The sequence below is a fragment of the Variovorax monticola genome (assembly GCF_051216855.1).
Lineage (GTDB): Bacteria > Pseudomonadota > Gammaproteobacteria > Burkholderiales > Burkholderiaceae_C > Variovorax.
Window position 1 is genome coordinate 113,540 of the sequence record NZ_JBPJZP010000007.1, and the last position, 26,154, is coordinate 139,693.

At 68.7% G+C, this 26,154-nt stretch carries 25 protein-coding genes and 1 pseudogene; 14 read left to right on the forward strand and 12 right to left on the reverse strand.

Annotated features, from left to right (window positions below):
• Positions 1 to 264: 264 nt before the first annotated feature.
• Positions 265 to 870, forward strand: a complete 606-nt coding sequence (locus tag ACSFA5_RS24620) for a PIN domain-containing protein (RefSeq protein ID WP_435446672.1) — start codon at positions 265 to 267, stop codon at positions 868 to 870.
• A 297-nt stretch (positions 871 to 1,167) separates the two neighbouring features.
• On the opposite strand, the pseudogene ACSFA5_RS24625 reads toward ACSFA5_RS24620, so the two are convergent.
• Positions 1,168 to 2,310 (reverse strand): annotated as a pseudogene (locus ACSFA5_RS24625) (YifB family Mg chelatase-like AAA ATPase); the annotation flags it as partial.
• 212 nt (positions 2,311 to 2,522) lie between these two features.
• On the opposite strand from ACSFA5_RS24625, the gene ACSFA5_RS24630 reads away from it, so the two are divergent.
• From ACSFA5_RS24630 to ACSFA5_RS24670, 9 genes are all read left to right on the forward strand, one after another.
• Positions 2,523 to 3,395, forward strand: coding sequence for a TorF family putative porin (locus ACSFA5_RS24630; protein WP_435446673.1), 873 nt, complete (start codon positions 2,523 to 2,525; stop codon positions 3,393 to 3,395).
• Between the two features lie 67 nt (positions 3,396 to 3,462).
• A complete protein-coding gene (gene glnK / locus ACSFA5_RS24635) occupies positions 3,463 to 3,801 on the forward strand; it encodes a P-II family nitrogen regulator (RefSeq protein WP_007833403.1) in 339 nt (112 codons plus the stop codon).
• Positions 3,802 to 3,830: 29 nt separating this feature from the next.
• On the forward strand, positions 3,831 to 5,264 hold the full coding sequence (locus ACSFA5_RS24640; RefSeq protein WP_435446674.1) for an ammonium transporter: 1,434 nt from the start codon (positions 3,831 to 3,833) through the stop codon (positions 5,262 to 5,264).
• A 191-nt stretch (positions 5,265 to 5,455) separates the two neighbouring features.
• A complete protein-coding gene (locus ACSFA5_RS24645; RefSeq protein WP_435446675.1) occupies positions 5,456 to 6,388 on the forward strand; it encodes an SMP-30/gluconolactonase/LRE family protein in 933 nt (310 codons plus the stop codon).
• Between the two features lie 84 nt (positions 6,389 to 6,472).
• Positions 6,473 to 7,357, forward strand: coding sequence for a LysR substrate-binding domain-containing protein (locus ACSFA5_RS24650; RefSeq protein WP_435446676.1), 885 nt, complete (start codon positions 6,473 to 6,475; stop codon positions 7,355 to 7,357).
• A gap of 151 nt (positions 7,358 to 7,508) precedes the next feature.
• Positions 7,509 to 9,011: an FAD-linked oxidase C-terminal domain-containing protein gene (locus ACSFA5_RS24655; RefSeq protein ID WP_435446677.1), complete on the forward strand. Its 1,503-nt coding sequence runs from the start codon at positions 7,509 to 7,511 to the stop codon at positions 9,009 to 9,011.
• 8 nt (positions 9,012 to 9,019) lie between these two features.
• Positions 9,020 to 10,129, forward strand: coding sequence for a glycolate oxidase subunit GlcE (gene glcE / locus ACSFA5_RS24660; protein ID WP_435446678.1), 1,110 nt, complete (start codon positions 9,020 to 9,022; stop codon positions 10,127 to 10,129).
• A gap of 13 nt (positions 10,130 to 10,142) precedes the next feature.
• Positions 10,143 to 11,372, forward strand: coding sequence for a glycolate oxidase subunit GlcF (gene glcF, locus ACSFA5_RS24665; RefSeq protein WP_435446679.1), 1,230 nt, complete (start codon positions 10,143 to 10,145; stop codon positions 11,370 to 11,372).
• Between the two features lie 114 nt (positions 11,373 to 11,486).
• Positions 11,487 to 11,924, forward strand: coding sequence for a carboxypeptidase regulatory-like domain-containing protein (locus ACSFA5_RS24670; RefSeq protein WP_435446680.1), 438 nt, complete (start codon positions 11,487 to 11,489; stop codon positions 11,922 to 11,924).
• Between the two features lie 42 nt (positions 11,925 to 11,966).
• Here ACSFA5_RS24670 and ACSFA5_RS24675 read toward each other — a convergent pair whose 3' ends face one another.
• From ACSFA5_RS24675 to lplT, 3 genes are all read right to left on the reverse strand, one after another.
• Positions 11,967 to 12,458 carry a glutathione peroxidase gene (locus ACSFA5_RS24675; protein ID WP_435446681.1) on the reverse strand — a complete coding sequence of 164 codons (492 nt, stop codon included), beginning with the start codon at positions 12,456 to 12,458 and terminating at the stop codon, positions 11,967 to 11,969.
• Positions 12,459 to 12,468: 10 nt separating this feature from the next.
• Positions 12,469 to 13,368, reverse strand: coding sequence for a DMT family transporter (locus ACSFA5_RS24680; RefSeq protein ID WP_435446682.1), 900 nt, complete (start codon positions 13,366 to 13,368; stop codon positions 12,469 to 12,471).
• A gap of 64 nt (positions 13,369 to 13,432) precedes the next feature.
• Positions 13,433 to 14,737 (reverse strand): lysophospholipid transporter LplT, encoded by a 1,305-nt coding sequence (lplT, locus tag ACSFA5_RS24685; RefSeq protein ID WP_435446683.1) that lies wholly within the window; start codon positions 14,735 to 14,737, stop codon positions 13,433 to 13,435.
• A 180-nt stretch (positions 14,738 to 14,917) separates the two neighbouring features.
• Between lplT and alr the strand changes: the two genes are divergently transcribed.
• The 4 genes from alr to ACSFA5_RS24705 all read left to right on the forward strand — a co-directional run bounded on the left by alr (position 14,918) and on the right by ACSFA5_RS24705 (position 18,994).
• Entirely contained in the window at positions 14,918 to 16,027 is a 1,110-nt protein-coding gene (alr, locus tag ACSFA5_RS24690; protein ID WP_435446684.1) for an alanine racemase, read from the forward strand.
• Positions 16,024 to 16,788, forward strand: a complete 765-nt coding sequence (locus tag ACSFA5_RS24695; RefSeq protein WP_435446685.1) for a hypothetical protein — start codon at positions 16,024 to 16,026, stop codon at positions 16,786 to 16,788. Before alr ends, ACSFA5_RS24695 begins: the two co-directional genes overlap by 4 nt.
• A 122-nt stretch (positions 16,789 to 16,910) precedes the next feature.
• The gene (locus ACSFA5_RS24700) at positions 16,911 to 18,038 is read left to right on the forward strand and encodes a serine hydrolase domain-containing protein (protein ID WP_435446686.1); all 1,128 of its coding nucleotides are present in this window, start codon (positions 16,911 to 16,913) and stop codon (positions 18,036 to 18,038) included.
• A 299-nt stretch (positions 18,039 to 18,337) separates the two neighbouring features.
• Positions 18,338 to 18,994, forward strand: a complete 657-nt coding sequence (locus ACSFA5_RS24705; RefSeq protein ID WP_435446687.1) for a hypothetical protein — start codon at positions 18,338 to 18,340, stop codon at positions 18,992 to 18,994.
• A 9-nt stretch (positions 18,995 to 19,003) separates the two neighbouring features.
• On the opposite strand, the gene ACSFA5_RS24710 is transcribed toward ACSFA5_RS24705, so the two are convergent.
• From ACSFA5_RS24710 to ACSFA5_RS24745, 8 genes are read right to left on the reverse strand one after another with little or no spacing between them, the layout of a single operon-like run.
• A complete protein-coding gene (locus tag ACSFA5_RS24710; RefSeq protein WP_435446688.1) occupies positions 19,004 to 19,981 on the reverse strand; it encodes a 2-dehydropantoate 2-reductase in 978 nt (325 codons plus the stop codon).
• 13 nt (positions 19,982 to 19,994) lie between these two features.
• A complete protein-coding gene (locus ACSFA5_RS24715; RefSeq protein ID WP_435446689.1) occupies positions 19,995 to 20,786 on the reverse strand; it encodes a class II aldolase/adducin family protein in 792 nt (263 codons plus the stop codon).
• Between the two features lie 18 nt (positions 20,787 to 20,804).
• Positions 20,805 to 21,797, reverse strand: a complete 993-nt coding sequence (locus ACSFA5_RS24720) for a Bug family tripartite tricarboxylate transporter substrate binding protein (protein ID WP_435446690.1) — start codon at positions 21,795 to 21,797, stop codon at positions 20,805 to 20,807.
• 34 nt (positions 21,798 to 21,831) lie between these two features.
• The gene (ilvD, locus tag ACSFA5_RS24725; RefSeq protein WP_435446691.1) at positions 21,832 to 23,577 is read right to left on the reverse strand and encodes a dihydroxy-acid dehydratase; all 1,746 of its coding nucleotides are present in this window, start codon (positions 23,575 to 23,577) and stop codon (positions 21,832 to 21,834) included.
• A 12-nt stretch (positions 23,578 to 23,589) separates the two neighbouring features.
• Positions 23,590 to 24,063 carry a nuclear transport factor 2 family protein gene (locus ACSFA5_RS24730; protein WP_435446692.1) on the reverse strand — a complete coding sequence of 158 codons (474 nt, stop codon included), beginning with the start codon at positions 24,061 to 24,063 and terminating at the stop codon, positions 23,590 to 23,592.
• A 25-nt stretch (positions 24,064 to 24,088) separates the two neighbouring features.
• Positions 24,089 to 24,910 carry a 4-hydroxy-2-oxoheptanedioate aldolase gene (gene hpaI, locus ACSFA5_RS24735; protein ID WP_435446693.1) on the reverse strand — a complete coding sequence of 274 codons (822 nt, stop codon included), beginning with the start codon at positions 24,908 to 24,910 and terminating at the stop codon, positions 24,089 to 24,091.
• Positions 24,911 to 24,920: 10 nt separating this feature from the next.
• Positions 24,921 to 25,724, reverse strand: a complete 804-nt coding sequence (hpaH, locus tag ACSFA5_RS24740; protein WP_435446694.1) for a 2-oxo-hept-4-ene-1,7-dioate hydratase — start codon at positions 25,722 to 25,724, stop codon at positions 24,921 to 24,923.
• A gap of 12 nt (positions 25,725 to 25,736) precedes the next feature.
• On the reverse strand, positions 25,737 to 26,144 hold the full coding sequence (locus tag ACSFA5_RS24745) for a 5-carboxymethyl-2-hydroxymuconate Delta-isomerase (RefSeq protein WP_435446695.1): 408 nt from the start codon (positions 26,142 to 26,144) through the stop codon (positions 25,737 to 25,739).
• Positions 26,145 to 26,154 lie beyond the last annotated feature (10 nt).

Here is a 26,154-nt window from a genome sequence, read left to right on the forward strand (position 1 = left end):
GGCGTCGCATCCCCTTTTTCCGGGGGGTGATTTCACTTGATCCCGATCCTCCGATGCAAATCCCCGCTGTTTCTCGGCTCGGGCTTTTGCGGCCGTAGTGACCGTCGCGCTCATTCAATCTCCACTTTCCACACGAATTCATCCATCGAACAATCGCTCATCCCGCGCTCCATTTTTGAAACGGACTGCGCATTACCAGCTGCCGCAGCGCGGGTGCCGCTCGCAATGCATCAGAATCGCCGCATCTGAATTGGCAAGGCTTCCATGGCACTCCGCACGAACTTCGTTCTGATCGATTTTGAGAACGTCCAACCGGAGGCGTTATCGATGCTCGACCAAGAGCACTTCAAGGTCCTCGTGTTCGTCGGGGCGAACCAGCACAAGATCCAGTTCGACGTCGTGGATGCGCTGCAGCGCATGGGCGGCAGGGCTGAGTACGTGAAGATCTCCGGCTCAGGGTCGAACGCCCTCGACTTTCACATTGCCTTCTACATCGGGCAACTGGCGGCCGCCGATCCCAGCGCTTTTTTTCACGTCATCACGAAGGACACCGGGTTCGACCCGCTGATCCAGCACCTCAAAGACAAGAAGGTGTTGGCCGCGCGCTCGAAGAGCGTTGCGGAGATCCCATTTTTCAGGGCATCGAATGCCCGCCCGCTCGAGGAGAAGGTGTCGGTCGTCGTGACCAAGCTGCAGCAGCTGGGCTCGTCCAAGCCGCGGACGGTCAAGACCTTCTCGAGCACGATCGCCTCGCTCTTCCAGAAACAGCTTGCGGATGAGGAAATCGCGGCGATCGTGGCGGACTTTGAAGCGAAGGGCTGTGCGGCTGTTACCGACAGCAAAGTCACATTTTCTTTGCCGCAGGCCTGAACTGCCGGCCGTTGCCTGCCCCATGGCCAGTGCAATCAATTGCACTCCCTGCGGATCTCGAACCCTTCGGGCTTCAATCGTTGACGCATGCGGCGGCCAACACCGCTTCTTCCCCATCACAACACGTGACCCATCCTGTTGATCTAGGGTCAGTAGTCGGCGGAATCCAACACTCCTCGAGGCTCTATGCCTCGCGATCGCAAGTCCGACACTCATGAAGGAGTCGGCGCCAGCTCACTAACTATGAACAGGACGGACCAACAACTTTGATCAAGGCTCAATAAATATGACTCCCTACACCTGGGCCGGCGTGCAGTGGCAGGCTTTCAGCGAGGAGCCCAGGTAGCCGCAAGGACAGGGGTTCATGGCCGCGATCAGCTGGAAGCGCGCCGGAAACTCGGCACTGCGCGCGGCGCGCGAGATGGTGATGGTGCCGGTCTCCAGCGGCTCGCGCAGGGCTTCGAGGGCGGAGCGGGCGAATTCGGGGAACTCGTCGAGAAACAGAACGCCGTGGTGCGCCCTGGAAATCTCGCCGGGCCGCGGCGGAGAGCCGCCACCCACCAGCGCCACCGCGCTCGATGTGTGGTGCGGCGCCGAAGTCGGACGGCACATCCACCGGTCGGTCGCGAAGCGCCCGCCCAGGCTGGCCACGGCGGCGCTTTCCAGCGCCTCGCCGATGCTCATGCCCGGCAGCAGGCCCGCAAAGCGCTGCGCGAGCATCGACTTGCCCGAACCCGGCTCGCCCATCATCAGCAGGCTGTGGCCGCCCGCCGCCGCGATCTCCAGCGCCCGCTTGGCGCCCGTGTGGCCCTTGACGTCGCACAGGTCGGCATAGCGCGGTGCTGCAGCGCCGGGCGCGGCCTCGACCCGGGCCCAGCCGTCGTCCGACGCCGGCTCGGGCAGCTGCGCCGCCGCGTCGGCGTCGGCCACGAACTGCCGCACCACGTCCAGCAGGTGCCGGGCCCCGTACACCTCGCCGCCGGGCACCAGCGCGGCTTCCTGTGCGCTGTCCATGGGCAGCACCAATCGGGTGGCCACGCCCCGTGTATGCAGCGCCAGTGCCATGGCCAACGCACCGCGAACGGGCCGCAGCTCCCCCGAAAGGGACAGCTCCCCGGCGAATTCGTGGCCGGCGAGCCGGGCGTTGTCGATCTGCCCGCTGGCCGCGAGGATGGCCATGGCCATGGGCAGGTCGAAGCGGCCGGAGTCCTTGGGCAGGTCGGCCGGGGCCAGGTTCACGGTGATGCGCTTGTTGTTGGGAAACTCCAGCCCCGCGTTCTGGATGGCCGAGCGCACCCGCTCGCGCGCCTCCTTGACCTCGGTTTCCACCAGACCTACCAGCGTGAAGCTGGGCAGTCCGTTCGCCAGATGCACCTCAACCGTGACACTGGCCGCTTCCAGCCCCAGCAAAGCGCGGCTTTGCACCAAAGACAAACTCATTGTTGTTCGACTCCCCAAGATGGTGCGCCCATCAGGGGCACGTCCGTGGTGCAGTTCCTGGAGAAACTACCGCCACACGAGGCACCTGTTGTAACGATTTGGCGCTCGCTCAAGCCCGCGGAGAGCGCTCTGCGGGCGGGCTTTTGAGCAGTTTGGCACGCTCCCTGCTTTGAGCCTCACAGTCCCCAACACACTTTGCGAGGAGTTTCCCGATGACGTACCGCACCGCCGCCCAGGCGCTGATCGTTCTTGCCACCGCACTGACCGCTTCGGGCGCCGCCCTGGCGCAGGCCGCAACCGACGCCGCCGCGCCGGCGGCCGCTCCCGCCCCGAACCTCACGGGAAACATCTCGCTGACGACCAACTACAAGTTCCGTGGCCAGGACCAGGACATGCTGGGCAAGAACGACTACGCCAAGACCAAGGGCTTCAAGCCCGCCATCCAGGGCGGCCTCGACTACGCCTTCGGCGACAGCGGCTTCTACGTGGGCAGCTGGAACTCCAGCGTCAACTGGCTCAAGGGCAACAGCATCGAGATGGACCTGTACGGTGGCTACAAGTTCAAGGCCGGCCCGCTGGACATGGACGTCGGTGCGCTCACCTACATCTACCCGGGCAACTCGTCGGGCAACACCACCGAGCTGTACGTGGCCGGCACCTACGCCGACGAAACCCTCGGCTCGTTCACCGCCAAGTACTCGCACACCGTGTCGAAGGACTACTTCGGCTACGCAGGCAACAAGGCGGGCTCGGGCCTGAAGGGCACCAACACCGGCTACCTGAACCTGGCGTACAGCAAGGAAATCGTGCCCAAGGTCACGCTGAAGGCGGCCGTGGGCTACACGAACATGTCCAGCGACATCCGCAGCCTGGGCTACAAGAGCTATGTCGACTACAACGTGGGCGCGTCGTACGACTTCGGCAACGGCCTGTCGCTGACCGGCTCGGTGCAGGGCGCGAACAAGAAGAGTTCGTACCTCGCCGTGAGCAACCCGGGCGTGGACTACGGCTTCGGCACCTTCGGCCAGACGACGTACTCGCCGAACAAGGCGCGCTTCATCCTCACGCTGACGAAGACGCTGTAAGCCACAGAACAACGAGGTGCGGCCCAAGCTGCCGCACCGTTTCATTTCCATCCGAAGGAGAAAACTCATGAAGCTGGTCACAGCCATCATCAAACCGTTCAAGCTCGACGAGGTGCGCGAAGCACTGTCGGCCATCGGCGTGCAGGGGATCACCGTCACCGAGGTCAAGGGGTTCGGTCGCCAGAAAGGCCACACCGAGCTCTACCGCGGCGCCGAGTACGTGGTCGACTTCCTGCCCAAGGTCAAGATCGAAGCGGCCGTCTCCGACGACCTCGTCGATCGCGTGATCGAAGCCGTCGAGGGTGCCGCCCGCACCGGCAAGATCGGCGACGGCAAGATCTTTGTCTACAACCTCGAACAGGTCGTTCGCATCCGCACCGGCGAAACAGGCCGCGAAGCCCTCTGAACGAGTCCAGGCCCGAAAGAACAACGATTATGAAAAAACTGCTTGTCTCTCTTGCGTTCGGTTTGAGTGTGCTGGCTGCCGGCACCGCCGCCCTTGCACAAACGCCCGCGGCCCCGGCCGAAGCGCCTGCCGCTTCGGCACCCGCCGCTGCCGCACCCGCGGCGCCGGCCGCGCCTGCGGCAGCCGACGCGGCCCCTGCCGCCGCGGCAGCCGCGGCACCCGCCGCCGCACCGGCTCCGAAGATCGACTCCGGCGACACCGCCTGGATGCTGACCTCCACGCTGCTGGTCATCCTGATGACCATCCCCGGTCTGGCGCTGTTCTACGGCGGCCTGGGCCGCTCGAAGAACATGCTGTCGGTGCTGATGCAGGTCTTCGTGATCTTCTCGCTGATCAGCATCCTGTGGGCCATCTACGGCTACAGCATCGCGTTCTCGGGCGAAGGCAACTTCTTCGGGGGATTCGACAAGATCTTCATGAAGGGCATCACGCAGGAAACCTTCGGCGCGCTGACCACGATTCCCGAGTACGTGTTCGTCGCGTTCCAGGGCACCTTCGCGGCCATCACCGTGGCGCTGGTCGTCGGCGCGTTCGCGGAACGTGCCAAGTTCTCGGCCGTGCTGCTGTTCTCCGTGCTGTGGTTCACCTTCAGCTACGTGCCGATCGCCCACATCGTGTGGGGCGGCGGCCTGCTGGGCAAGGACGGCGCGCTCGACTTCGCGGGCGGCACCGTGGTGCACATCAACGCCGGTGTCGCGGGTCTCGTGGGTGCCTACATGGTCGGCAAGCGCGTGGGCTACGGCAAGGAATCGTTCACGCCGCACTCGCTCACGCTCACCATGGTCGGCGCATCGCTGCTGTGGGTCGGCTGGTTCGGCTTCAACGCGGGTTCGGCAGGTGCTGCCAACGCGCTGGCCGGCCTGGCCTTCATCAACACGGTGCTCGCCACCGCTGCCGCGGCGCTGTCGTGGATCCTGGGTGAAAGCCTGCACAAGGGCAAGGCCTCGATGCTGGGCGCCGCGTCCGGTGCCGTTGCCGGCCTGGTGGCCGTCACGCCTGCCGCCGGTTTCGTCGGCCCGATGGGTTCGATCGTGCTGGGCCTGCTGGCCGGCCTGGTCTGCCTGTGGGGTGTGGGCGGCCTGAAGCGCATGCTGGGCGCGGACGACGCGTTCGACGTGTTCGGCGTGCACGGCGTGGGCGGCATCCTGGGTGCCATCCTGACCGGCGTGTTCGCGGCCAAGGGCCTCGGCGGCACCGGCGGCGCAACGCCCGACACCTTCGCGATGGGCGCACAGGTCTGGATCCAGATCAAGAGCGTGGCGCTCACGATCGTGTGGTCCGGCGTGGTGGCGTTCATCGCCTTCAAGATCGCCGACCTGACCATCGGCCTGCGTGTGTCGGAAGAAGAAGAGCGCGAAGGCCTCGACATCACCTCGCACGGCGAAACCGCCTACAACCGCTGATTCCCTGTGGCGAGGCTGCCTTCGGGCAGCCCCGCCGCCGGCGATCGGCCCACCCGCATTCACAAGAACAATTCTTCGTCACGAGTTTTTCAAGCGAGGTCTCCTTTGGATGTTCAGCCCGCGAGCGCTCCGGCGTCAGCGGGCTTTTTTTTGCCTGCCGCTTTGGTGGCCGGGGGCACAATGGCCGGACCATGTGGACCTCCATCGAAGACAGTCTTTGCGAGCTCGGCGAGTCGCCGTTCTGGCACCCCGAAGAACGCGCGCTCTACTGGCTCGACATTCCCGGCCGCGCGGTGCTGCGCACGCGCGGCGACATCGGTTCGCCGAATGCCACCGTGGAGCGATGGCCGTTGCCCACCGAGCCCGGCTGCATGGCGCCGGCGCGCAGCGGCGGCCTGGTGATCGCATTGCGCGACGGCTTCTACCGGGCGCGCGAATGGGGCGGCGAGCTGGCCGCCATGGCGCGTGTGGAGCACGACGTGCGCACCATGCGCTTCAACGACGGCAAGTGCGACCCGCGGGGCCGCTTCTGGGGCGGTTCGCTCAACGAAGCCAAGGACCGGCCCAACGCCGCGCTCTATTGCCTGGACGCACGCCCCGGCACGGGCATCTCCCCCACCATCACGCAGATGGCCAACGAGTCCACCACGGCCAACGGCCTCGCGTTCTCGCCCGACGCCCGCACCCTGTACTGGGCCGACACCGCCGCGCACGTGGTGTGCGCGTGGGACTGGGACGCCGAGGCCAACGCGCTGTCGCGTGCCCGCGTGTTCCATCAGTTCGAAGCCAAGCGCGAAGGCTGGACGGTCGACGCACCGCTGGGTTACCAGGGCCGCCCGGACGGCGCCACGGTCGATTCGCAAGGCCACTACTGGGTGGCGATGTTCGAAGGCGCGCAGCTGCTGCGCTTCGCGCCTTCGGGCGACATCGTGGCCTCGGTTCCCGTGCCGGTTCAATGCCCGACCATGCCGTGTTTCGGCGGTGACGACTTGAAGACGCTGTTCGTCACCAGCGCGCGCAAGGGGCGGCCTGCCGCGGAGATCGAGCAGCGGCCGGCTTCGGGCTGCGTGATTTCGATGCGCGTGGAGACGCCCGGGTTGCCGGTGAGCTTCTTCGAGGACTGAGGGTGCCCGACGTGCGTTGTGCGAGGCCGAGGTCGATCGCGCGGCACCCCGGACGCGCGGCGGCCGAACACCCACACTGAGACGATGGCCCTGCAGCACATCCCCCCGATCCAATGCCTGCTGACCTTCGAGGCCGTCGCCAGGCTGCGGCACGCGGGCCGCGCGGCCGACGAGCTGTGCGTCACGCCCAGCGCGGTGAGCCACCGCATCCGCCAGCTCGAGTCGCACGTCGGCTTCAAGCTCTTCGGGCGCAGCGACTTCAGCCTCACGGCCGACGGCGCGGCTTACCTGGCGAACGTTCGCACGGGGCTCGCTGCGCTGCAGGCCACGCCGCTGGGCAGCCATGCCGCGCAGCGCGCCACGCGGCTGCGCATTGCCGTCACGCCCACCTTCAGCCGGCAATTTCTCATGCCCCGGCTGGAGCTGTTTCGCAACATCTACCCCGACATCGAGCTGGTGCTGCAGGTGTCGATTCCGCTGCTCGACGTCACCGCCGAGCAGGCCGACCTCGAAGTGCGCTACGGCCCCGGCGGCTATGCCGACTGCGAGCACCGCCTCGTGCTCGAAGAACAGGTGGTGCCCGCCTGCAGCCCCAGCTACCTGAACGAATTCGGGCCGTTCACCGGCTTTCGCAGCGCCGCCGAGATCGCCAGCGCGCGGCTCATCCGCAGCCCGCTCGAACCCTGGGGCACCTGGTTCGCCAGTTGCGGGCTCGACCAGCCCGAGCCGAACATCGGCTCGCAGTTCAACGACCTGGGGCTGGTGTACGACGCCGCAGCCAGCGGCTTCGGCGTGGCGCTGGTGCGGCAGAAGATGGGCGCCGCGTGGTTCGAGTCGGGGCGGCTGGTGGCGCTGTCCGACCAGGCCGTGCCCTCGCCGCACCGGCACTACATCTGCTGGCAACCCGGCACGCTGGAGCGCTGGGAGTGCGCGGCCTTCGCCGACTGGCTGGAACAGAGCCTGCGCTGACCGGCGCGCGTTGCGAAGGACCGGACCGGCGAAGTTCTCTCAAGCCGACCGCAAAAATCCGTCAACCCGCGCCGGGGTCGATGTGCGTAGAGTGCAGTCCACCCCGAGACATTCCGCGCTCCGGCGCGAACCCAAGAAAAGAGGCCGCCGCATGAATGCGCCGCTCACCCCCACGCAGCACGATTCGCTACAAAAAACAGAGCGCCAGTCGCAGGTGGTCCGCGCGCTGCAGGCCCATTTGCCTGCGCATGCGCTCATCTGGCACGCCGAGGACACCACGCCCTACGAGTGCGACGGCCTCACCGCCTACCGCGCCCGTCCGCTGGTGGTGGCCTTGCCCGAGACCGAGGCGCAGGTGGCCGCCGTGCTGCGCACCTGCCACGGTCTCGGCGTGCCCGTGGTCGCGCGCGGCGCGGGCACGGGGCTGTCGGGCGGCGCCATGCCGCACACCCTGGGCGTGACGATGTCGCTCGCCAAGTTCAACCGCATTTTGAAGATCGACCCGGTGAGCCGCACGGCCGTCGTGCAGTGCGGCGTGCGCAACCTGGCCATCAGCGAGGCGGCGGCGCCCTTCAACCTCTACTACGCGCCCGACCCGTCGAGCCAGATCGCCTGCACCATCGGCGGCAACGTCGCCGAGAACTCGGGCGGCGTGCACTGCCTGAAGTACGGCCTCACGCTGCACAACGTGCTGCGCGTGCGCGGCTTCACGGCCGAGGGCGAGGGCATCGAGTTCGGCGGCGAGGCGCTCGACGCGCCGGGGCTCGACCTGCTCGCGCTGGTCATCGGCAGCGAAGGCATGCTGGCCGTGACCACCGAGGTCACCGTCAAGCTGGTGCCCAAGCCGCAACTGGCGCGCTGCGTCATGGCCAGCTTCGACGACGTGCGCAAAGCCGGTGACGCGGTGGCCGCGGTGATCGCGGCCGGCATCATTCCGGCGGGGCTGGAGATGATGGACAAGCCCATGACCGCGGCGGTCGAAGACTTCGTGCGCGCGGGCTACGACTTGGACGCGGCGGCCATCCTGCTGTGCGAGTCCGACGGCACGCCCGAAGAGGTCGAAGAAGAAATCGGCCGCATGACGGCCGTGCTGCGCTCCTCGGGCGCCACCGCCATCACGGTGAGCGGCAGCGAAGACGAGCGCATGAAGTTCTGGAGCGGGCGCAAGAACGCCTTTCCGGCCTCGGGCCGCATCAGCCCCGACTACATGTGCCTGGACTCGACCATTCCGCGCAAGCGCCTGGCCGACATTCTTCTGGCCATCCAGGAGATGGAGAAGAAGTACAACCTGCGCTGCTGCAACGTGTTCCACGCGGGCGACGGCAACCTGCATCCGCTGGTGCTGTTCGACGCCAACGACCCCGACGAGCTGCACCGTTGCGAGCTGTTCGGCGCCGACATCCTGGAGACCAGCGTCGCCATGGGCGGCACCGTGTCGGGCGAGCACGGCGTGGGCGTGGAAAAGCTCAACAGCATGTGCGTGCAGTTCACCGCCAGCGAGAACGAGCAGATGTTCGGCGTGAAGCGCGCCTTCGACCCCGAGGGCATGCTGAACCCCGGCAAGGTGATTCCCACGCTGCAGCGCTGCGCCGAGTACGGCAAGCAGGTGGTGCGCGGCGGCAAGCTGCAGCATCCCGACCTGCCGAGGTTCTGATGCGCAGCATGGACACTGCACTTCAACAGGTCGTCGAGCGCGTGCGTGCCGCCGCCGCCGACGTCACGCCGCTGCGCATTCGCGGCGGCGGCACCAAAGATTTCTACGGTGAGCCGTCGCAAGGTGAGCTGCTCGACATGCGCGCGCTCGCCGGCATCACGAGCTACGAGCCGAGCGAGCTGGTCGTCACCGTGCGCGCCGGCACGCCGCTGGCCGAACTCGAGGCGGCCCTCGCGGGGAAGGGCCAGTGCCTGCCGTTCGAGCCGCCGTGCTTCGGCAGCGACGGCACGGTGGGCGGCATGGTCGCCGCCGGCCTCAGCGGCCCCGCGCGCGCCAGCGTCGGCGCGGTGCGCGACTACGTGCTGGGCGCCACGCTGGTCAACGGCCGCGCCGAGGTGCTGAGCTTCGGCGGCCAGGTGATGAAGAACGTCGCGGGCTACGACGTGTCGCGTGTGCTCGCGGGCTCGCTGGGCACGCTGGGCGTGATCGCCGAGGTGAGCCTCAAGGTGCTGCCGGTGCCGCCCGCCGAGGCCACGCTGGCCTTCGCCTGCAGCCAGGCCGATGCGCTGCGCCTGCTCAACGAGTGGGGCGGCCGGCCGCTGCCGTTGAATGCGAGCTGCTGGTTCGAACAGGAAGGTGCGGGTGCGCTGCACCTGCGCCTGCGCGGTGCGGTCGCGGCGGTGGAAGCCGCCTGCGTGCACCTGGGCGGCGAGCGCAGGGACGACGCGCATGCCGCCGCCGGTTGGCAGTCGCTGCGCAACCAGCAGCTGCCGTGGTTTGCGGTGGACGAGGGCACGAGCGCGCTCTGGCGCCTGTCGGTGCCGCAGACCGCGCCGGTGCTGGCGCTCGACGGTGCCGTGCCGCTGGTCGAATGGCACGGCGGCCAGCGCTGGTACAAGGTGTCGCCCGATCTGGCCCAGGCCGCGCGCATCCGCGAAGTCGCGCACGCGGTGGGCGGCCATGCCACGCTGTTCCGATTGCCGGGCGCGCACACCGGCGGCCACGCGCCGCGCTTCGACGCCATGAGCGCCCCCGTCGAACGCATCCACCGCGCGCTGATGCGCGAGTTCGACCCCCACGGCCTGTTCAACCGCGGCCGCCTGCTCGCTCTCACATAAAACAAGAACCGCCATGCAAACCGAGCTCGCCCCCGAATTCCAAGGCACCGACGCAGGCCGCGAGGCTGAGGCCATCCTGCGCAAGTGCGTGCACTGCGGCTTCTGCACCGCCACTTGCCCGACCTACCAGCTGCTCGGCGACGAGCTCGACGGCCCGCGCGGACGCATCTACCTCATCAAGCAGGTGCTCGAAGGCCACGCGCCCACGCGCAGCACGCAGCTGCACCTGGACCGCTGCCTGAGCTGCCGCAACTGCGAAAGCACCTGCCCGAGCGGCGTGCAGTACGGCCACCTGGTCGACATCGGTCGCAAGATCGTCGACGAGAAGGTGCCGCGCCCCGCCATGGAGCAGGCGCAGCGCTGGCTGTTGAAGGAGGGGCTGCCTTCGCCGCTGTTCGGCCCCGCCATGAAGCTGGGCCAGGCCGTGCGCGGCCTGCTGCCCGAGGCGCTCAAGGCCAAGGTGCCCGCGAAGCAGGAGGCCGGTGCCTGGCCCACCGCCACGCATGCGCGCAAGGTGCTGATGCTCGCGGGCTGCGTGCAGCCGTCGATGATGCCCAACATCAACAGCGCCACCGCGCGCGTGCTCGACGCGGCAGGCATCCAGACTGTGATCGCGAAAAAGGCGGGCTGCTGCGGCGCCGTGAAGTTCCACCTGAACGACCAGGAAGGCGGCAAGGCGCAGATGCGCGCGAACATCGACGCGTGGTGGCCGCGGGTGGAGCGCAACGAGGTCGAGGCCATCGTCATGAACGCCTCGGGCTGTGGCGTCACCGTGCGCGAGTACGGCCACCTGCTGCAGCACGACGCGGCCTACGCGCTGAAGGCCGCGCGCATCAGCGAACTCACGCGCGACCTGAGCGAGCTGCTGCCCGACCTGGTGCCCGCGCTGAAGGCCCGTGTGCAGGCGCCGGCGGGCGTGGTGGCCTACCACCCGCCTTGCACGCTGCAGCACGGCCAGAAGCTGCGCGGCGGCGTCGAGACGCACCTGCGCGCGCTGGGTTTCGACGTGCGCGTGGCCCTGAACGAATCGCACCTGTGCTGCGGCTCGGCCGGCACTTACTCGGTGCTGCAGCCCGAGCTGGCCTACCCGCTGCGCGACCGCAAGCTGGGCCACCTGAAGCAGTTGCAGCCCACCACCATCGCGTCGGCCAACATCGGCTGCATCACCCACCTGCAAAGCGGCAGCGGCGACACGCCGGTGCGGCACTGGGTCGAGCTGCTGGACGCGGCGCTGACGGCCTGATCCGGGGGCGTGCTCCGGGGCCTGGTCGCACAGCGGGGAGGGGGTTGGTCCGACTCGCGCGAGCGAGCGTGGCGGCGCATCATGACCGCACCGAATCTGCAAGGAGCCCGTGCCATGTCCCTCGTTCTCGCATCCCTCGTTTCTCCCGCGCTGCGGCGTTCGCTGCTGGCCTGCGCGTGCGCAGCCGGTGCGGTGGCCGCGCAGGCGCAAGGCGCCATGCCGCCCTGGCAGGGCGCGGGCGCTGCGCGCTACGTGTGCGGCGGCATCGGCTCCGACGAGTCGACGGCCATGCGCTCGGCCATGAAGGCGCATCCGCTGGCGCTGCTGTTCGCGCGCGCCGACGGCGCCTACATGGCCAACGTGGACGTGACAATCAAGGGCGGCGACGCCAACAACGCCGCCGCGCTGGCGTTCCGCGCGAACGGGCCGGTGTGCCTGGTCGACCTGCCGAACGGGCGCTACATGATCGATGCGGCCGAGCCCGGCGGCAGCCCCAAGAGCCAGACCGTCACGGTGGGCGGGAGCTCGAAGACGGCCGATTTCAGGTTCTGAGCGGCGAGCGCTTCAGGCCGCGTCGGCCAGCGCGGCAGGGCTTCAAGCCGCCGCTGCCAGCGCGGCTTCCACGTCCCGCGTGAGCGAAGCGGGCGTGTCCAGCGGCGCATAGCGCTTGAGCACCTTGCCGTCGCGCCCGATCAGGAACTTGGTGAAGTTCCACTTGATGGCCGTGAGGCCCAGCAGGCCCGGCTTTTCCTTGGTGAGCCACTGGTAGAGCGGTGCGGCGGCGCTGCCGTTGACGTCGATCTTCTCCATCATCGGAAAGCTCACGCCGTAGTTCTTGGTGCAGAAGGCGCCGATTTCCTCGTTGGTGCCGGGGTCCTGCGAGCCGAACTGGTTCGACGGAAAGCCCAGCACCGTGAGCCCCTGGCCGGCGTACTTTTCGTGCAGCGCTTCCAGCCCCGCGAACTGCGGCGTGAAGCCGCACTTGCTGGCGGTGTTCACAATGAGCAGTACCTTGCCCTTGAAGGCGGAAAGCTGCACCGGCTTGCCGTCGATCTGGTTGGCTTCGAAGTCGTAGACGCTGGTCATGAAAATGTCCTCAGTGAGCGGCAGTGGCGCTGGAGGCGCGATCATCGCCCCGCACGGGCGTTCGCGCAAACGCCGACCACACCGCGCCCGCCACGATCAGCGCCCCGCCCACGAGAATGCGCGCATCCATGGTGGCCGCGCCCAGCGCCACCGACGACACGCTGGCGAACAGCACCTCCGACAGCATGATCACCGAGGCGGCGCTCGCGGTCAGCCGCGACGCTCCGTACTGCAGGCACACGTTGGCAATCACGAAGCCCGTGCCCAGCAGCGCGGCCCAGCCCAGCCAGCCCGGGGACGCGCGCATCGGTGAATCGATGGCGCCGAGCGCGGTGCCCGCCAGCGCCGCCATGCCGGCCATGACGGTGCAGCCGCAGAACATGGCCAGCGCGCGCGATTCGCCCGGGGCGTGCCGCAGATGGCGCAGCGTGATGTTGGTCACCGCGAAGCCGAAGCCCGCCGCCACGCCCAGCCAGTCGGGCAGGCTCGAGGGCACCGGCCAGTCGGCGCCCGGCGCCTTCAGCACCACGACCACGCCTGCGAGCGCGAGCGCCACGCGCGCCAGCGCGCCGCCGGTCGGCCGCTCGCCCAGCAGCAGCCAGGCCAGCAGCACGCTCCACAGCGGCATCAGGTAGAACAACAGCACCACGCGCACCACGTCGCCCTGGGTCACGGCCCAGTTGAAGCCCACGTTGGTGAAGCCCGCCGCCATGCCCAGCACCACCAGCATCGGGAACGCCGCGAAGCCTTTCCAGGCCTGCCGGCGTGCGAGGCCCATCGCCACGGCAATGGCCAGGTAGATCAGGCAGGTGGTCCACAGCGGATGCAGGCCGTGGCTCGCGATCTGGCGAAACGGGAACCAGGACACGCCCCAGACGAAGGCGTTGAAGACGAGGGCGAGCGCGGGCATGTGGGCGTTGGGAAAAGGTGGGCGCCGGGCGCGCCGGCCAGTTCACCAACGCGGTCGCGCGATGTCAGTGGTGCTTGTCGCTGCGGGCGATGGCCAGCAGGTGCTCGACCTCTTCGGGGTACTTCTTCAGGTTGTTCTCATGCCAGCGCTTGATGAGCCACATGCAGCCGGCCACCACCAGGCCGAAGGCGCTGATGGCGCCGTAGGCCGACAGGCCCAGGCCGGTGCAAATGCTGTAGAAGCCGCCCAGCAGAAGAATGCAGGCCTGCTCGTTGAAGTTCTGCACGGCAATGGAGCGGCCCGCGCCCATCAGGTTGTGGCCGCGGTGCTGCAGCAGGGCATTCATCGGCACCACCAGGAAGCCGCCCAGCCCGCCCAGGATGATCAGGAACGGCACCGCCAGCCACACGTTGCCGATGAAGTTCATGGCGATCACCATCAGCCCCATGGCGATGCCCATCGGAATCACGCGGGTGGCCATGTCCAGGCGCATGCGCATCGAGGCGACGATGGCGCCCACCGCCGTGCCGATGGTCACCACGCCGGTCAGTGCCGAGGCCTGGGTGGTGTTGTAGTCCAGCGCCAGCGCGGCCCAGGCCAGCACGATGTATTTCAGGTTGCCGCCCGCGCCCCAGAACAGCGTGGTGGTGGCCAGCGAGATCTGGCCGAGGCGGTCGCGCCACAGGCGGGAGTTGCAATGCCAGAAGTCGGGCAGCAGCGCCACGATGTTGCGCGCCAGGCCTTGCTCGGGGTTGGAGCGCAGCGGGCGCATTTCGACGCCGGTGTGCGGAATGCGGGTGTTGAACCAGGCCGCCAGCGCGTAGACGAAGATCAGCACCGCAATGGCGGCTTCGGCCGGCGAGTCGATGCCGGTGTCGATCAGCGGGAAGTCGAAGGCCAGCAGCTTGCTGGAAACGGCATGGCCTACCAGCGTGCCGCCGAGCACGATGCCCAGCAGGATGGACGCGATCGTCAGGCCCTCGATCCAGCCGTTGGCCTTGACCAGCTGGGAGGACGGCAGCAGCTCGGTCAGGATGCCGTACTTGGCCGGCGAGTACGCCGCAGCGCCCAGCCCGACGATGGAGTACGACAGCAGCGGGTGCGAGCCGAACAGCATCATCAGACAGCCCACCACCTTGATGGCGTTGCTGATGAACATGACCTTGCCCTTGGGCAAGGCGTCGGCGAAGGCGCCCACCAGCGGGGCCAGCACCACATAGAAGACCGCGAAGATGGGCACCAGTGCCGCGCGTTGCCATTCGGGCGCGCCCGAACTCCGCATGAGGTCGACGGCAACAACGAAAAGCGCTTGGTCGGCCAGTGACGAAAAGAACTGGGCCGACATGATCGTAAAGAAACCGCGCTTCATCGATGGGCTGGCTGGCCAGAGGGTCTGCTGGCGGTAGTGAAAAAGTGTCGCGTTGTGGGCGAATGGGCGGTTATAGCATGGGGGTGCGACGCCAAATTAGGCATCCCCACGGTGTTCGACCCCATTCCCGAAGGTGCTAAAACGTGGTCTGCATTTTCCTCCAGCCTCCGCAGAGTCTCCATGCCGCGCCCCATTCTTGCCACCGTCCACACCGACGCGCTGCGTCACAACCTCGAGCGGGCGCGCCGCTCGGCCCTCGACGCCCGGGTCTGGGCGGTGGTCAAGGCCAATGCCTATGGCCATGGCATCGAGCGGGTCTATGAGGGCTTGCGCGGTGCCGACGGCTTCGCGCTGCTCGACCTGGCCGAGGCCGAACGCGTGCGCGCCCTCGGCTGGCGCGGCCCGGTGCTGCTGCTGGAAGGCGTGTTCGACGCGCGCGACCTGGAGCTGTGCTCGCGCCTGGACCTGTGGCACACCGTGCATTGCGACGAGCAGATCGACATGCTCGCCGCCCACAAGACCCTGAAGCCGCAGCGCGTGTTCCTGAAGATGAACTCCGGCATGAACCGCCTGGGCTTCACCCCCGAGCGCTTCGGCTCCGCCTGGACCCGCCTGAACGCGCTGACCCAGGTCGACGAAATTTCGCTCATGACGCACTTCAGCGATGCCGACGGCGCCCGCGGCATCGCCCACCAGCTCGAGGCCTTCGAGCGCGTCACGCGCGACCTGCCGGGCGAACGCTCCATCGCCAACAGCGCCGCCACCCTGCGCCACCCCGAGCTGACGCGCGGCGATTGGGTGCGCCCCGGCATCGTGCTGTACGGCAGCGCGCCCGACTTCCCCGAGCACGACGCGGCGCACTGGCAGCTGCGGCCGACCCTGACGCTCGCGACCCAGCTGATCTCGGTGCAGACGCTGAAGGCCGGCGACACCATCGGCTACGGCTCCAGCTTCACGGCCGAGGGCCCGCTCACCATCGGCGTTGCCGCGGTCGGCTATGCCGACGGCTACCCGCGCCACTGCGGCACCGGCACGCCGGTGCTGGTGAACGGCGTGCGCACCCGCATGGTCGGGCGCGTGAGCATGGACATGATCACTGTCGACCTCACCGACGTGCCCGGCGCCAGGTTCGGCAGCGAGGTCACGCTGTGGGGCAAGTCCACCAAGACCGGCACGGTGCTCCCCATCGACGAGGTGGCGCGCGCCGCGGGCACCGTCGGCTACGAGCTCATGTGCGCCGTGGCGCCGCGCGTGCCGTTCGCGGAGCCCGCCCGCACCGAAGGCGAATGAAGGTCCTGTCCGACTGGCGCTCCGTGCGCCTTTGGGAAACGCAGGTCGAACGCGACCTGCACCGCGACCACAGCCTGCGCACGCACGGCATCCTGATCGGCAGCTTCACGCTGATGCTGATGTGGTGCGTGTCGGCGCTGCAGATGCACCTGCTGCATGTCGACTCGCTGGCGGTGCGCTACTTCCTCACACTGGGCGTGGGGTACCTGGGCTACCTGCTGGTGCTGCGCTGGTGGGCGAAGCGGCTGGTCGAGGGGCGTGAGTTCAACCCCGACATCGACGCGCCCGAGCTGGATGTCGGCGGCGGGCGCAGCGCAGGCGGGGGCTCGCACAGCCGCGCGAGCGTCGGTGAAGGCGGCGGCAGCGGCAGTGGAGGCGGCAGCGGCCTGTCCGACGTGGCCAGCGGCGCGCTCGACGTGGCCGGCGCCGCCGACGAGGGCGCCGTCATCGTGGTGCCGGTGGTCGCCATCTTCCTGATCTGCACGGCCGTGGTGCTCGGCGCGGGCTCGCTGGTGCTGCTGTACTTCAGCTGGGACGCACTGCTGGCCGTGGCCGTCGAGGTTGCCTTCTCGTATGTGTCGGCGCGCGCCGCGGTGCGCGTGGCGCGCGAGGGCTGGCTCCTGGCGGCCGTGCGGCTCACCTGGAAGCCGCTGCTGGGCGCGGTGGTCTGCGCGGTGGCCCTGGGCGCGCTGCTCGACCACTTCATGCCGCAGGTCGACTCGCTGCCCGAGGCGGTGCGGGTGCTGCTGAAGGCGCGCTGAGGTTCCCGGTGCCCGGTATGCGATGGCCGTGGTGGGTCACGCTGCCTCCGCGCGAACGATCGCCACGGAATCCGGTTGTCTCGCGCATGGACCCTCCGGCCCGGTCTCCCTAGACTCGGGGCATGGACCCATCACCCGAAGCAAACCCTGCCGCCGCGGACCACACCAACTGGCGCACCCGGCCCCACAGCACCTGGGCCTTCCAGCATGTGCGCGAGCTCATTCCCGTGGCCGACATCGCCAACGACCCTGCGCGCGCCGCGCCTTTTGCCACCGGCATCGCCGCGCTCGACCTCGCGGAGTTCCAGCAGCTCACCCGCACCGACGGCCTCGTCGTGATGCACCAGGGCCGCGTGGTGCACGAGTTCTACGACGCCGGCATGGCGCCGCACACGCCGCACATCCTCATGTCGGCGACCAAGTCGGTGGTGGGCCTCGTGGCCGGCGTGCTGCACGGCGCCGGCCTGCTCGACGTCGATGCGCCGGTGTCGGCCATCGTTCCCGAACTGGCACGCACCGCCTTCCAGGGCGCCACGGTTCGGCACCTGCTCGACATGCGCACCGGCGTCGTCATGGACGCGCAGGCCGCCGAGGCCTACCGCGCCGCCACCGGCTGGGACCCGGCACCCCCCGGCGAAGCGCCGTCGGACTTGCGCACCTTCTTCGAGACGACCACCGCCACGCACGCGCCGCACGGCGGCCCGTTCAAGTACACCTCGGCCAACACCGACCTGCTGGGGCTCGTCATGGAGCGTGTGGCCGGGCAACCCTTCGCCACGCTGGCCAGCGAGCGCCTGTGGGCGCCCATGGGCGCCGAAGACCCGGCGTACATCACCGTCGACGCCAAGGGCGCGGCCCGCTGCACCGGCGGCCTGTGCGCCACCGCGCGCGACCTGGCGCGCGTAGGCTGGATGGTGTTGCAGCAGGGGCGCGCCGCCGACGGCCGCGCCGTGGTGCCCGCCGGCTGGATCGAGGACATGTGGCACGGCGGCGACGCCGAGGCCTGGAACCAGGGCGAGTTCGCCGCCGGCTTCGCGGGCATGCGCATGCGCTACCGCAGCGGCTGGTACGCGGTGGACGACGCGCCCGGCATGCTGTTCGCCATGGGCATCCACGGGCAGCACCTGTTCGTCGACCCGCGCAACGACCTGGTCATCGCCAAGCTGTCGTCGCAGAACCAGCCGATCGACGCCATCGCGACGGCGCGCACCTTGCGGGCCGTGGGCGCCATTCGGCGCGCGCTGGCCTGAACGGCCTTCGGCGAAACGCCCGCTCCGTGACTTTGTAGGCGCGCGAGCATCGGGCAGTGGCTTCCGGGCGGTGACAATCCGCGCCGGAGGAAATAACTGCTCACATGAAATCAAAAAAACTTACACATGTCGCACGACATGCATGCGGTATCGCGCTGGCCGTCGCCGGCTTCTCGAGCCATGCGCAGACGGAAGGAGTCGCAGCATCGGAACTGTTGCCGGCGAGTGCCCCGGTAACGGCTGCGGACCCGGCCGTGGCACCCGCGCCGGCTGCACTTGCCGCAACGCCCGCAGTCACCGTGGCGCTCCCGGAGGCGCCTGCCGCGCCGCAAACCCGGCTGCGTTTCAACCGCGGCCAGTACAAGCCGGGCATCGAAAAGCTCCGCGTGGTTCGCCGCGACAACACCGTCAACAACGTGGCAGGACAGATTGCGCTGAACGTCGCGCTCGCGGTGCTCACGCGTGGCGCGGCCGTGCAGAGCTTCTCGAAGGACGACCTGGGCGGCGACACGCTCGACGCCCTCAAGGACGACCCGCTGGGCGTCAACCCGGCCATGGCCGAGCTGAACGAGGCGCTCGGCAAGGTCGCCACCGACATCTACCGCAAGCGCGCCGAAGTCGCGCATGCCACCGCCCTGACCGACGGCTCCACGCCCGAGGAGATCGCGGAGGCCGGCAAGGTCCAGGCGGAAGCCGACACGCCGCTGCTCCCGGGCGCGTGGCACCTGGTCTACGAAAACCTGACGGGATCGGACGAGCTGTTCCGCCTGAAGTTCGGCGCCGAACTGGGCCGCCCGGGCTTCATGCGCCCGCCGGCCACTTGCTACTACCAGTCGGAACCCGTGGCGTGGGCGCAATGGCAGGCCGACAACTGGCAGCGGTTGCGCGAGGAACGCACCAAGGCCGTCGCCACCTGCACCGAGACGCTGGCCGCCACGCCTGAAAAGCGCTGGTAGACCGGCGAATCAATAAAGCCCGAGCTGCCGCGTGCGCAGCCGGGCCAGCCCCAGCAGCGCATCGGTGTACGGCGTGGCCACGCCGGTCAGCTCGCCCAGCTCGCGCACCACGGTCACCAGCGCATCGAGTTCCACCGAGCGGCCGGCCTCAACGTCCTGCAGCATCGAGGTCTTGAACGCGCCGAGCTTCATCGTGATGGCGTGCCGGTCTTCGGGGCTCTGCGTGATCTCGATGCCGATGCGCCGGCCGATTTCCTTGGCCTCCAGCATCACCGCCGAGATGAAGCCGCGCACGTGGTCGTCACCCATGATCAGGTCGGTGGTGCAGCCGGTGAGCGCGCTGATCGGGTTCACCGTCATGTTGCCCCACAGCTTGAACCACACGTCCTTCTGGATCTGCGGCGACAGCGTGGTGTCGATGCCGGTGCTTTTCAGCAGCGCCACCAGCTTGTGCACGCGCGGCGTGGCCTCGCCCGAGGGCTCGCCCACGATCAGCCCGTTGCCGAAGTGGTGCCGCACCACGCCCGGCGCGTCGAGCGAGCAGCTCGCGTGCACCACGCAGCCGATCACGTTGCGCGACGGAATGGCCTTGGCAATGGCGCCTTCGGGGTCCACCGCGGCCAGGCGGTGGCCGGTGATCGCGCCGCCGAAGCCGCCTTCCAGGAACCACCACGGCACGCCGTTCATGGCCACCAGCACGACGGTGTCGGCGCCGATCAGCGGGCCGATGCGCTCGGCCACGCCGGCCAGCGCGGGCGCCTTCACGGCGATGACCACCAGGTCCTGCACGCCGAGTTCCGCCGGGTCGGCCACCGCGTGCACCGGCACGCGCGTGCGCACGTCGCCGCGCACCAGGGAAAGGCCGTCGCGCTGCAGCGCTTCCAGCGTGGCGCCGCGCGCCACCACGTTGAGCCGTTGGCCCGCCTGCGCGAGGCCGGCACCGATCCATCCGCCGATGGCGCCGGCGCCGTAAATGCAAATCTTCATGGGGTTTCCGGGGTCAGTTGCGGTAGGAAGTGTCGATGCGGTCCACCTGGCGGACCAGCGCATTGAACACGTCCTGCCCCGCGCCGTGCTCGGGGCTGAACTGCAGCGCGTCGCGCGTGCAGCGCCGGGCGATCTCTTCGCTCACGGGAATGGCGGGGCCCATCGAGAAGGTGGCCATCTGGATTTCGCAGGCGCGCTGCAGCGTCCACAGGATGGCGAAGGTCTGCGGCAGCGTCTGCCCCCAGGCCAGCAGGCCGTGGTTGCGCAGGATGACGGCGTTGCGCTCGCCGATGCTCCTGAGCAGCCGCGGACCTTCGTCCGCGTGGATGGTGATGCCCTCGAAGTCGTGGTACGCCACCATGCCGTGCAGCTGCGCGGTATAGAAGTTGGTCTGCTGCAGGCCGCCCTGCAGGCAGGCCACGGCCACGCCGGCGGTGGTGTGCGTGTGCATCACGCAGTGCGCGCCGGGCAGGCCGTCGTGGATGGCCGCGTGCACCACGAAGCCGGCCGGATTCACCTTGTGCGTCGAACCGTCGAGCACCTTGCCGTGCAGGTCGATCTTCACCAGGTTGCTGGCCGTCACTTCGCTGTAGTGCAGGCCGAAGGGGTTGATGAGGAACTGCTTTTCACCGCCCGTCACGCTGTCGGGCAACCGCACCGTGATGTGGTTGTAGATCATCTCGACCCAGCCCAGCATCGCGAACACGCGGTAGCAGGCCGCGAGCTCCTCGCGCGCGGCGCGCTCGTCGGGGTGGATCGAAGGGTGCACCAGCGCGGGCGGCGCTGGCGTGGCGAGTGTGTTCATGGCAGTTCCTTCATGTGGTTAACCTTCCGCGGTGAAGCCGACCTCTTTGACGATCGGCGCCCACTTGGCGGTGTCTTTCTTCAGCAGCGCGGTCAGCTCGGCAGGTGTGGAAGACATCGCCTCCAGGCCGAAGGTGCCCAGGCCGTCGATCACGTCCTTCTGCGCCAGCGCGTTCTTCATGGCCGTGTTCAGCCTGGCCACCAGTTCGGGCGACGCCTTGGCCGGCAGGAAGAAGGCGAACCATTCGCTGTGCGCCATGTCCTTCAGGCCCTGTTCGCCGAAGGTGGGTACGTCGGGCGCGAAGCGGCTGCGCTTGGCTCCCGACACGCCCAGGATGCGCACCTTGCCCGATTGCAGATGCTGGGTGATGTCGCCGATGGGCCCCGACACCGCCGAGACGTTGCTGCCCAGCAGGTCGAGCATGGCCGGCTGCGTGCCGCGGTAGGCCGCGTGCTTGAGCTCGACGTCGCCCTTCTTGCCCAGCAGCGCGCCGATGAAGTGCGGCGTGGAGCCCGCGGCCGGCGAGCCGAAGTTGGCGCCGGCCGGGTTGGCCTTGGCCCAGGCCAGGAACTCGGGCACCGTCTTCACGCTGGCCGGCACGGCCGGGCCCACGGCAAAGCCGAAGTCGAAGACGCAGGCCAGGCTGACGGGCGTGATGTCGACCATCGGGTCGTACGGCAGCTTCTTGTAGATGTGCGGGTAGATCGTGAGGATCGAGGTCGGCGTCTGCAGGATGGTGCTGCCGTCGGCCGGGCGGCCCTTCACGTAGCTCACGGCAATCTGGCCGCCCGCGCCGGTGCGGTTCTCGACCACGGCGGTCTTGGCGTACTCGCCGCTGAGCTTCAGCGCCAGGCGCCGGCAGGTGGTGTCCGACGTGCCGCCGGCCGCGAAGCCGGTGACGATGGTGGCGGTCTCGATGTTCATCGCTTGCGCGAAGACGTTCTGGCCAAGGCCGGCCATCAAGGCCGAGGCACTGGTGGTCTGCAGGATCTGGCGGCGGGTGAAAGTCATGAGGGGTCTCGCTCCGGGACGTTGTTGTGAAAAGTCACGACTCGTCGCGCAGCCAGGTGACCGCGCCCGAGTGGGTCACGGCGCCCTGATGGGCAGGGCGCACGGTGAGCGCGTATTTTTCCAACAAACCGCCCTTCGGCGCCCCCGCGTTTACCTCACGTCCGGCCAGGCGCGACGCAATTTCTTCTGCCGTCAGCTCCACCGAAATGGAGCGAGCTTCGGCCCGCGCGTCGATCGAGATCATGTCGCCGTCGCGCAAGGCCGCAATCGGCCCTCCGTCCGCCGCTTCCGGCCCCGCGTAGCCGATGCACAGGCCGCGCGTGGCGCCCGAGAAGCGTCCGTCCGTCAGCAGCGCCACCTTGTCGCCCATGCCCTGGCCGTAGAGCAGGGCGGTGATGCCCAGCATCTCGCGCATGCCGGGGCTGCCCCTGGGGCCTTCGTTGCGAATCACGATCACGTCGCCGGGCTCGTAGCGGCGGTTCTGCACGGCTGCCTGCGCCTGCTCTTCGGAGTCGAAGACGCGCGCCGGGCCGCGAAACACCAGGCCTTTGAGCCCCGCCGTCTTCAGCAGCGCACCGTCGGGGCAGAGGTTGCCCTTGAGCACGGCCAGCCCGCCGTCGCGCGAGATCGGGTTGCCGGCCTCGCGCACCACGCGCCCGTCGGGCGCCAGCGCGTCGGCCAGTTCCTCGGCCATGGTGCGCCCGGTGAAGGTGAGCGCGTCGCCGTGCAGGAAGCCCTGTTCCAGCAGCGTGCGCAGGATCACGCCCGCCCCGCCGATGTAGAACACGTCGCGCGCCAGGTACTGGCCGCCCGGGCGCAGGTCGGCGATGAGCGGGGTGCGCGCGAAGACCTCGGCCACGTCGTCCAGGTGGAACCTGATGCCCGCCTCGTGCGCGATGGCCGGCAGGTGCAGCGCGGCGTTGGTCGAGCCGCCCGTGGCCGACACCACGGCGCAGGCGTTCTCCAGCGCCTTGCGCGTGACGATGTCGCGCGGCAGCGGGGCCGATCCGTCGAGACTGCCCATCACCGCCTTCATGAGGTTCTTGGCGGCGCGGCGCATCAGCGGCGCGCGCTCGCTGAACACGGCCGGCACCATGCTCGAGCCGATGGGCGCCAGTCCCAGCGCCTCGGACACCATGCCCATGGTGTTGGCCGTGAACTGGCCCGCGCACGCGCCGGCCGTGGGCAGGCAGGCGCGGCTCATGGCGTCGAGTTCTTCGTGCGTGGCGGTGCCCGCGAGCACCTTGCCGATGGTCTCGTAGGTGTCGACCACGTTCAGGTCGCGCCCGTCCGGCCCGGGCATCTGGCCCGGCAGCGCGGAGCCGCCGTGCACGAACACGCTGGGCACGTTGCAGCGCACCATGCCCATCATCAGCCCGGGCAGGTTCTTGTCGCAGGCGCCGATGGCGAAGATGCCGTCCCACTGGTGGCCGCGCGTGGAGGCTTCCACGCTGTCGGCGATCAGCTCGCGCGAGATCAGCGAGAAGCGCATGCCCGAGTGCGCCATGGTGAGCCCGTCGCTCACCGACACCACCGGGCATTCGTGCGGCGTGCCGCCGCCCGCGTAGATGCCGGTCTTGGCATGCTGCGCCTGCTCGCGCAGGTTGAGGTTGCACGGGCTCATCTCGCCGCCGGTGTGGAACACGCCGATGTGCGGGCGCGCGATGTCCTCGTCGTCCTGGCCCAGCGCATGCAGGAAGCTGCGCGTGGTCGCGCGGATCGTGCCCTCGCGGATGGTGGCGGAGCGAAAGCGCTGGGGCGGGTCGGTGGGCGTGGTCATCGGGCGGGCGGGTCAGAACATCGTGTTGTTGTTCGCGGCCGTTTCGGGCACGGGCTGCACCACGTCCCAGTGCTCGACGATCTTGCCGTTCTCCAGCTTGAAGATGTCCACGATGGCGCTGCCGCGCGTGCCCGGCTCGCGCACCGCGTTGACATGCAGGATCACGTAGTCGCCATCGACGAAGCTGCGCTTGATGTTGCCGCGCGACTTCGGAAATTTCTCGCGCAGGAAGCCGACGAACTTGCGAAAGCCCTCGGGGCCGTCGGCCGCCGTGGGGTTGTGCTGCACGTAGCGGTTGCCCACGTACTGCAGGGCCGCGTCGGCGTCCTTCTGGTTCAGGCCTTTTTCGTAGAAGGCGAGCACCGTCTGGCGGTTGGCTTCCTGCTGGGCGGTGGCGCCTTGCGACTTGCCGGCGCCCAGGGGGGCGCAGGCGGCGAGGAAGAGGGTGGCTGCGGCGGCGATGGCCGCGAGGGTCGTGCGTTGCATGAAGAGGCTCCGGTGTGGGAAGAATTCAGTAACCGCTGGGCGAGGCCGCGCCTGGCGCGCCCTTGTACTTCGCGAGCAATTCCTTCGCCGCCGCCGCCAGCACGATGGTGTCCACCCCCACCGCCACGAACAGCGCGCCAGCAGCGAGCCACTTGCGCGCCTGCTCTTCGGTGGTCGACAGGATGCCCGGCGCCTTGCCGGCCTTGAGGATGCGCGCGATGGCGTCCGCGATCACCGCCTGCACCTCGGGGTGGTTGGGCTGGCCCACAAAGCCCATCGACGCCGACAGGTCGGCCGGGCCGATGAACACGCCGTCCACGCCGGGCGTGGCCGCGATGGCGTCGATGTTCTTCATCGCCTCCACCGTCTCGGCCTGCACCAGCAGGCAGGTCTGCGCGTTGGCTTCGTGCAGGTAGTCGGGGTAGGCCTGCCAGCGCGAGGCACGTGCCAGCGCACTGCCCATGCCGCGGATGCCTTCGGGCGGGTATCGCATGCCCTGCACCAGCCGCGCGGCCTGCTCGGCCGTGTCGACCATGGGCACCAGCAGCGTCTGCGCGCCGATGTCCAGGTACTGCTTGATCAACGTGGTGTCGCCGACCGGAATGCGCACCACGGGGTGCGAGCGCTCGGCGTCGGGCTGCGCCGACCAGGCGCTGGAAATGGCCTGCAGCTGCGCCAGCACCGAGCGCACGTCGTTGGGCGCGTGCTCGCCGTCGACCAGCAGCCAGTCGTAGCCGGTGCCGGCCAGGATCTCGGCCGCGTAGCCGTCGGCCAGGCCGACCCACAGGCCGATCTGGGGCTTGCCCGATCGAAGGGCCTGCTTGAAGGTGTTGAGAGGTGTGTGCATGGGGTTCTTTTCAGACAAAGCGGAAGGCGATGGAGCCGAGCGGGCCGTAGTCGGCATGGAAAGTGTCGCCCGGCACGGCGGCGGTGGGGCGCGTGAACGAGCCGCCCAGCACCACCTCGCCGGCCTCCAGGCATTCGTCCCACGGCGCGAGCTTGTTCGCGAGCCAGGCCACGCCGGTGGCGGGGTGGTTGAGCACGGCTGCGGCCACGCCCGACTCTTCGACGACACCGTTCTTGTAGAGCAGCGCGCTCACCCAGCGCAGGTCGACCGCATCGGGCTTCACGGGCCGCCCGCCCATCACGATGCCGGCGTTGGCCGCGTTGTCGGCAATGGTGTCGAACACGCGGCGCATGGCCTTGGTGTGGCGGTCGAACTGCTCGATGCGCGCGTCGATGATCTCGATGGCGGGCACCACGTAGTCGGTGGCGGCCAGCACGTCGAAGATGGTCACGTTCGGGCCCTGCAGCTTCTTGCCGAGCACGAAGGCCAGTTCCACCTCGACGCGCGGCGCGATGAAGCGCTTGAACGGAATGTCGCCGCCCTGCTCGAAGAACATGTCGTCCAGCAGCGTGCCGTAGTCGGGCTCGGTGATCTGGCTGGCCTGCTGCATGGCGCGCGAGGTGAGGCCGATCTTGTGGCCGCGCGCGACGCGGCCCTCGGCGATCTTGGTCTTCACCCATTCGCGCGAGACGGCATAGCCGTCCTCGACGGTCATCTCGGGAAAGCGCTTGGAAAAATGCTCGACCTGCACGCGCGACTTCTCGCTTTCGTGCAGCTCGGCGGCCAGCTTGGCAATGGTGTCGGAAGAGAGCATGGAGGCCTTCGCTCAGGTCTTGTTGAACAGGGGGTGCAGGTTGCTGTGCTTGCCGTCGTACACCTGCCCCGGGCTTTCGTCGATCTGCAGCGTGATGCCGATGGGGCGCTGGTCGAAGATGGGCGAAAAATGCGCGCGCACGCCGGCCAGCAGCTCGTCGCCGGCTTTCTTCTTCACCGTCTCGGAGCGGCCCGCGGCCATGCGGATGTTGAGGTACACGAAGGCGTAGTCGGCCTTGCCGTCGGCCACCGCGTGGTGCGCGGCCGGGTAGGCCAGCACGCGCGTGCCGCCGATGGGAAACACCGGCTTGCCGGCCTCGTCGCGCTGCGCGAGCATGGTGTCGGCCAGCGTGCGGCACAGGGCCGACATGTCGGTCTCGGCCTCGATGTTGGGCGTGTACAGAATCACCAGGTGGGGCATGCGTGTCTCC